The 6426-nt window shown below is 46.7% G+C and carries 6 protein-coding genes and 1 pseudogene; 2 read left to right on the forward strand and 5 right to left on the reverse strand.

Annotation, left to right across the window (positions count from 1 at the left end):
* Positions 1–335: RNA-guided endonuclease InsQ/TnpB family protein (locus EWV84_RS12590; RefSeq protein WP_287078253.1), on the reverse strand; the 335-nt coding region annotated here is incomplete at its 3' end.
* 88 nt (positions 336–423) lie between these two features.
* Here EWV84_RS12590 and EWV84_RS12595 point away from each other — a divergent pair.
* Both EWV84_RS12595 and EWV84_RS12600 read left to right on the forward strand, forming a co-directional pair.
* Positions 424–798: pseudogene (locus tag EWV84_RS12595) on the forward strand (gamma-glutamyltransferase); the annotation flags it as partial.
* Between the two features lie 68 nt (positions 799–866).
* Positions 867–2402: a TolC family protein gene (locus EWV84_RS12600; RefSeq protein WP_287078258.1), complete on the forward strand. Its 1536-nt coding sequence runs from the start codon at positions 867–869 to the stop codon at positions 2400–2402.
* 54 nt (positions 2403–2456) lie between these two features.
* Here the strand turns inward: EWV84_RS12600 and EWV84_RS12605 are convergent, their stop codons facing one another.
* The 4 genes from EWV84_RS12605 to EWV84_RS12620 form a co-directional block, all read right to left on the reverse strand.
* Entirely contained in the window at positions 2457–2846 is a 390-nt protein-coding gene (locus tag EWV84_RS12605) for a hypothetical protein (protein ID WP_287078254.1), read from the reverse strand.
* A 343-nt stretch (positions 2847–3189) separates the two neighbouring features.
* Positions 3190–3942, reverse strand: a complete 753-nt coding sequence (locus tag EWV84_RS12610; protein ID WP_287078255.1) for an SAM-dependent methyltransferase — start codon at positions 3940–3942, stop codon at positions 3190–3192.
* 60 nt (positions 3943–4002) lie between these two features.
* Positions 4003–5979 carry a glycine oxidase ThiO gene (thiO, locus tag EWV84_RS12615; RefSeq protein ID WP_287078256.1) on the reverse strand — a complete coding sequence of 659 codons (1977 nt, stop codon included), beginning with the start codon at positions 5977–5979 and terminating at the stop codon, positions 4003–4005.
* Between the two features lie 142 nt (positions 5980–6121).
* On the reverse strand, positions 6122–6426 hold a 305-nt coding region (locus EWV84_RS12620; RefSeq protein ID WP_287078257.1), incomplete at its 5' end, for an RNA-guided endonuclease InsQ/TnpB family protein.

Below are 6426 nucleotides of genomic sequence, written 5' to 3' on the forward strand. Positions count from 1 at the left end.
AATTCGGCACTTCCTCCTTGATGTTTTTTCTTAAAGTTAGGATACTTAGTACGACCAGCAAAGAAATTAGTGAAAGCTGTTTGTAAATGTCTTAACCCTTGTTGCAAAGGTACACAGCTAACTTCGTTTAAAAAGTCTAATTCTTCTTGTTTTTTCCAATCAGTTAGCATTGAAGAAGTTTGAGCGTAGCCTACTCTTTCTTGCTTTTCGTACCATGCTTGTGTTCTGAGATGGAGAGCTTTGTTGTAAACCAATCTTACACAGCCCAAAGTGCGCCGCAATAGCGACTCTTGTTCTGGTGTGGGGTAAAATCGGTAAGAATAGGCTTTTTCCATGGGGAGCATTTTAGCATATATTCCGTAAATGCGCTAGTATTTAACGGTAAAGCCGTCGTAGAACGACGGGGTTTCAGACCCAAAATTTTCGATGATGTCCCCGACGATGATTTTAGAGGAAGGAAAGCCGCGATTTGTTCTCGGTTCTGGGGGTTCCAATCGCATTCGCACCGCTATTTTACAGGTTATTAGCAATTTAATCGATTTTCGGCAATCCTTACCCGATGCGATCGCTGCTTCGCGCCTACATTGGGAAAATCAACAATTAGGAATTGAACCTTTAGAAGATCGGGAAAATATGCTCAAAAATCTGGTTTTACCCGCAAATACTCAAGTATCCCGTTGGCAAGAACAAAATATGTTTTTTGGGGGTGTGCATGGGGTGGCAGTGAATGATCGGGGGGAATTAACCGCTACGGGCGATCCGCGTCGGGATGGAGTAGGATTAGTGATTAGTAATTAGTAATCGGCCAACATAGTGGTGTGAGCTTGTTTACTTCTTATCGTTTACTGTTTACTTTTGAGATACTCATGTTGCTCTTGCGTTATGGTATTACCGTGAGTGCGGTGCTTGGGTTGATTTTCTTGGCTGAATCCTCGGTTAAGGCACAAACTCAGTCCGCTGCCGATTTATTGAAGAAACCCCGACCTACTGCCAATCCAGTTTCTCAATTACCCGGTCCATCGGCGGCACCGGCAACCACGGAAGCAGATCCCAAAGCCCCCAATTATCTTAATCCTAGTGGCAATCCCCTAATTTTTCCCACCAAACCGGATGAGGTGAATATTAGGGTAGTACAAGCGATCACCTTAAATCAAGCGATCGAATTAGCTTTAAAAAATAATCAGACCTTACAGACAGCCCGGATTAATCTGGAAATCGCTCAGGCCCAATTAAAGGAACAACAGGCGGCCTTATTACCCACGGCAGAAGCGGAGGCCAGTCTCACTCAAGATCAATCGGCAGCTGCCCAAAGACAGAATGAGTTAGCTCGTCAACAGGGAATCCCAGCAGTTACACCCGAAGATAGTACCAACCTTCAGGGTAGTGTTAGCATCGTCTATGGGGTTTATACAGGGGGTGAACGGGCAGCCCAGATCAAAAGGGCCGAAAAAGTGATCCGGCAACAGGAATTAGAGGTGGAACGAGTCTCGGAACAAACTCGTTTTGATGCCACCGATGCCTATTATGAATTACAGAGGGGTGATGCCCAAGTAGCGATCGCCCAAGCCTCGATCGAAGATGCTAGTCAAAGTTTACGGGATGCTCAATTATTGGAGCAAGCGGGACTAGGAACTCGATTTGCTGTCCTACAGGCGGAAGTTGACCTCACTAACGCCAACCAAGACTTAACCCGGGCGATTTCTAACCAGCGTATTTCCCGACGGCGACTGGCACAGATATTGAGTGTTGGCCAACACATTGAGTTAACCGCTGCCGATGAGATTCGCGAGGCGGGAACTTGGGGCTTAAGTCTTGATGATAGTATCGTTCTGGCCTATAAAAATCGCGCAGAATTAGAACAACAACTCTTACAACGGGAAATTAGCGAACAGGATCGCTCGATCGCCATTTCGGCGGTGATTCCCCAAGTGGACCTTTTGGGCGCGTATAATGTCCTCAACGATCTCAGTGATGATGCGGGTTTTGGCGATGGTTTTAGCGTCGGTGGCCGGATTCGTTGGACTTTTTTTGATGGTGGTCGTGCTTTTGCTCGCGCTCGTCAAGCGGAAAGAAATATTGATCGCGCCGATACGGAATTCTCCCTCCGTCGCAATGAAATTCGCCTTCAGGTGGAGGAATCCTACTATAGTTTGATTTCTAACCAAGAAAACATCAAAACTTCGCAAAAAAGCATTGAATCGGCCACGGAAAGTCTGCGATTAGCCCGTTTACGCTTTCAGGCGGGTGTGGGAACCCAAACGGATGTGATCAACTCCCAACGGGATTTAACCGATGCCAGAAGCCGTTATCTACAGGCGATCGTCGATTACAATAGATCCTTGAATAGTCTCCAGCGAGCGATTAGTAATTTACCGGATAATCGTTTGTTTGAAGTGCGTTAATTGTGGGATTTATCGATAGGTGGTGTGGGGGGAGATGGAAAAATCTCCCCTATTTTAACGAGTTTGGATAATTCTAATCTGTTGTTCCCGCAATTGCTGCATGGTGGGAGTTTCCTGTCGCTCTTGCACCTGCGGACGCAGATTATTACAACGAGAGGAATTACTGCTACCGCATTCATTTTCGATCGTGTTCTGTCGCCGCTGCTCGATTTGGGGACTGGTGCGAAAGTTTAATTGCTGATTGTATTGGGGATATTTTTGGTAAGCGCAGGATTCAGCCCCCGCTAAACAACGCTCACTGATAGGCAATTGGGCCACGACTAGGTTGCCGCTAACGCAAACCCAACCCAGACCCAGAAACAAACCTGATAATAAAGAATTTCTAGTGATCATCGCCAATATACCTCGGTGATCAAAAAATGTAGTCTCAGGATTGGCGGCCATGACGGTAATTGCCCGGCAGACTCTCGATCATGATTCCACCTCTTTTATTCTAGTCAATTTTTCTCGCCCCGCCCACGATAGCTGAAAACAGCCCATTGCCAGCTTAAGATCACTGGGTTAGCTGATCATAAATTGGACGGCTTTTTTTCCAGCAATTCTCATTTTGATGCTAGAAGCAGATTTTAGCACCCCCACCAAAAATGTCATAACCCTCATAATGACTGAATAGCTGAAATTACACCCGTCCAACACTGATTGGTGATCGCGATTTTGCCACCTGTTAAATCTCTGTTTCTGTCTGTATAAATTGTTACTTTTTGAAATGAGAATTGCTGCTTTTTTTCTAGACCGCTTGCAGAACATAGAAGGTATAACCATAGAAGTTGCTGAATTTCTCAAAAAGTTTCATCTCTTCTTCAGTTTCACGAATAACCGATTGGCTACTTGGGCTGATTTCCAGCTGCTCGATTCGTTCACGGAGAGGTTCATAATAATTTAGCCACCAAACTAGACTTGGCAGCCGATGGGTAGAAAGTACCTTAAAACCAGACCTATTAGCCCGAACGATATTCTCAAACTCATTACCCATCATAGGATAGGCGTTTTGCCAATAGGCCACAGCAGGCTCTGGCAGATCATCAGTAAACCAACTCATCTCCGAGATGACGGCAATAGCGTTGTTAGAAAGAAGAGGTCGCCAGATTTTAAGGGCCTGCTCAAACCCAAGATTATAAGCAGCCCCCTCAGACCAAAGCAGATCAACTGAACCCACTGACCAATCAAGTTTAGCCATGTCACCATGAATTGGAATGATTAAATGCTCAAGACCAAGCTGTTTTGCTCGGGTTTTGAGTTCGTCGATAAAAACCGACGAGGAATCCACTGCCATGACAGGGCTTTGGTAGTATTGTGCCAGCAGTAAAGCACTAGCACCACTTCCACATCCTAGATCGGCAATTCGCCGCTTGAGGGGCAAAATAGAGAGATTGCTCAAAATTTTTAGGGAGAAGTCAGAGTCACCTGGCCCTTTACGGTCAAGTCCACGGTGTAAATCAGTTAAAGCGGCAACATACTCAGTTTGATTGTCTGTAGTCATAGGGATTTTTGCTGGCTCTAATAGCTGAAAACAGCCAATTCCGGGCTTAAGATCACTGGGTTAGGCGATCGTTCCCGTCAGGGGGGAACTAGGACTAGCATAGGACTTAATCGGCATTCTTCCCGCTAAATAGGCTAAACGTCCCGCTTTTGCCGCCATTCCCATGGCTTGCGCCATCATAGCCGGATTGGCCGCCATAGCGATCGCACTGTTAATTAATAAAGCATCGGCCCCCATTTCCATGGCCCGGGCTGCTTCTGAGGGTGTACCGATCCCGGCATCTACCACCACGGGAATTTTGGCGGATTCGATGATAATTGCGATATTTGCCTCATTTTTCAGCCCCTGTCCCGACCCGATCGGCGATCCTAGGGGCATAACCGTGGCGCAGCCAGCCTCCTCTAAACGTTTGGCCAAGAGAGGATCGGCGTTAATATAGGGCAGTACGGCAAAACCTTCTTTAACTAATTGTTCCGCCGCTTGCAAAGTTCCGATCGGATCGGGTAATAAATATTTAGGATCCGGAATAACTTCGAGTTTAATAAAGTTATTGTCTTCCTGTCCCAATAATTTGGCCATTTCTCGCCCTAAACGGGCTACCCGAATCGCTTCTTCGGCCGTTTGACAACCAGCAGTGTTGGGTAACATCCAGATTTTCGACCAATCGATCGCTTCTGCTAATCCCTCATGACCGGGAGCGTTCGTTTGTACTCGTCTAACAGCAACGGTGACAATCTGACATTCGCTGGCAGTAATACTTTCCTGCATAGTGGTCAGATTGGCATATTTGCCAGTCCCAGTCATCAAGCGGGAGTGAAAGGTTTTCCCAGCAATGGTGAGGCGATCATTCTGGGGCGATAAAAGCGCTTGGGGTTTATTCTCAATAATAGTTAAGGACATAGGTGAAATAGTAACGGGTGATGGTTGATTAAAGCGATCGCAACGAAAATGAGTCAAAATCGGATCGGTTTTTTGATTAATTACTAGGTCAGCAATCAAGGAAGCAGTGACAGGAGCGAGTAAAATGCCGTTACGATAGTGACCGGTGGCTAAAATCAGGTTATCACAGCTACTACGGCCTAAAATGGGCAATTCATCCGGTGTACCCGGACGGAATCCCCACCACATTTCCTCGATTTCCCAGTCAGCTAAAGGGGGATAAAGACGGGTGGCCCGCTCAAAAAGGGTTTGCAGTCCTTGGGGTGTATTACCCGTTTGCCAGGCGACTTTTTCGGATGTGGCACCGATAATTAAACGACCATTGCGACGGGGAACCAGATAGGTTTGCGGACCGAATAAAACCCTAGCTAAGGTCTGGTTAGGGGGCATTTTTACTGCGGCCATTTGACCTTTGACGGGATGGATAGGGAGGGGTAATAGTTGACTGGCCCAGGATCCCGCCGCTAAAATGTAAATTTTTGCTTCTAATTCCCCAATTGAGGTATAAATACTCTTGACTTTTCCCTGCTTTTGTTGTAAGGCGTGGACTTCTATGCCTTGGCGAATTTCTACCCCTAAATTTTCGGCCGCTTGTTGCAGGGCAGTCACTAGCTGCCGGTTATCCACTTGTCCATCGTCGGGATACCACCAACCACCGATCACATCTTTACCTAGTCCGGGTTGGTAGAGGTGAACTGCATTGCTGTCTAACCAAATTTTATTAGCTGCATTGGCAGTAATAGGCTGATTTTGCTCGTAAACAGGAGCAAGAATACCACAGGGATAGTAACCGATGTTTATACCCGTTAAATCCTCGATTTTGCGGCTCCATTCTGGATATAGCCAGCGCGAACGCAGACAAAGATCGAGAAAGGGACCCGGGGGAATCCCCTCCGCATGGGGGGCCAACATTCCCGCAGCCGCACGACTAGCGGCCTGAGCTATATCTCGAACTAGGAGGGTAACTTTTGCCCCGCGCAATTGCAAATCGACGGCGATCGCTAATCCGATGATACCACCGCCCACGATCAAAATTTCGCTAGTTGAGTTCTTGACACTCCCACCGCTAAAAGCGAGGGATTCTTGGTTCAACGACATGGCTTAAAAATCTAAAGGAAGTGTAACCTTGATCCTAACCCGCAATTAGTGACCCGAGAGAGAGGAGAAGTGATGCCACTGGCATAATTTAAGCTTAAGTTGACATCCTCACCGCCGTAAAACGGACGGCGATTCCCAAACCTCACGATTTGAGTTTCTGCTTCTTTCCCGAAGGATTTTTCGCACCTGCCGCCCCAGTTTTACTCTGTGAAGGTCTTATGGTCGCTCTACAGACTGACACCGCAAGCCCTGCGGCCAAAATGTTTTTACTGGCGTTAATATCTCGGTCATGGTGTGTCCCACAGTCTGGACAATCCCACTCTCGAACATTTAACGGCATTTTCTCAGCAATATACCCGCAATTACTACACCTTTTAGAGCTAGGAAACCATCTATCTACTTCGATGTAATTTCTCCCATACCAACGGCATTTATAGGCTAATTGTC

Source organism: Microcystis sp. M_QC_C_20170808_M3Col (assembly GCF_007095505.1).
Taxonomy (GTDB): Bacteria; Cyanobacteriota; Cyanobacteriia; order Cyanobacteriales; family Microcystaceae; genus Microcystis.

Coding starts and splice junctions, on each gene's coding strand:
- EWV84_RS12610 (WP_287078255.1), bottom strand. CDS start 3,942: ATGACTACAGACAATCAAACTGAGTATGTTGCCGCTTTAACTGATTTA.
- thiO (WP_287078256.1), bottom strand. CDS start 5,979: ATGTCGTTGAACCAAGAATCCCTCGCTTTTAGCGGTGGGAGTGTCAAG.
- EWV84_RS12605 (WP_287078254.1), bottom strand. CDS start 2,846: ATGGCCGCCAATCCTGAGACTACATTTTTTGATCACCGAGGTATATTG.
- EWV84_RS12600 (WP_287078258.1), top strand. CDS start 867: ATGTTGCTCTTGCGTTATGGTATTACCGTGAGTGCGGTGCTTGGGTTG.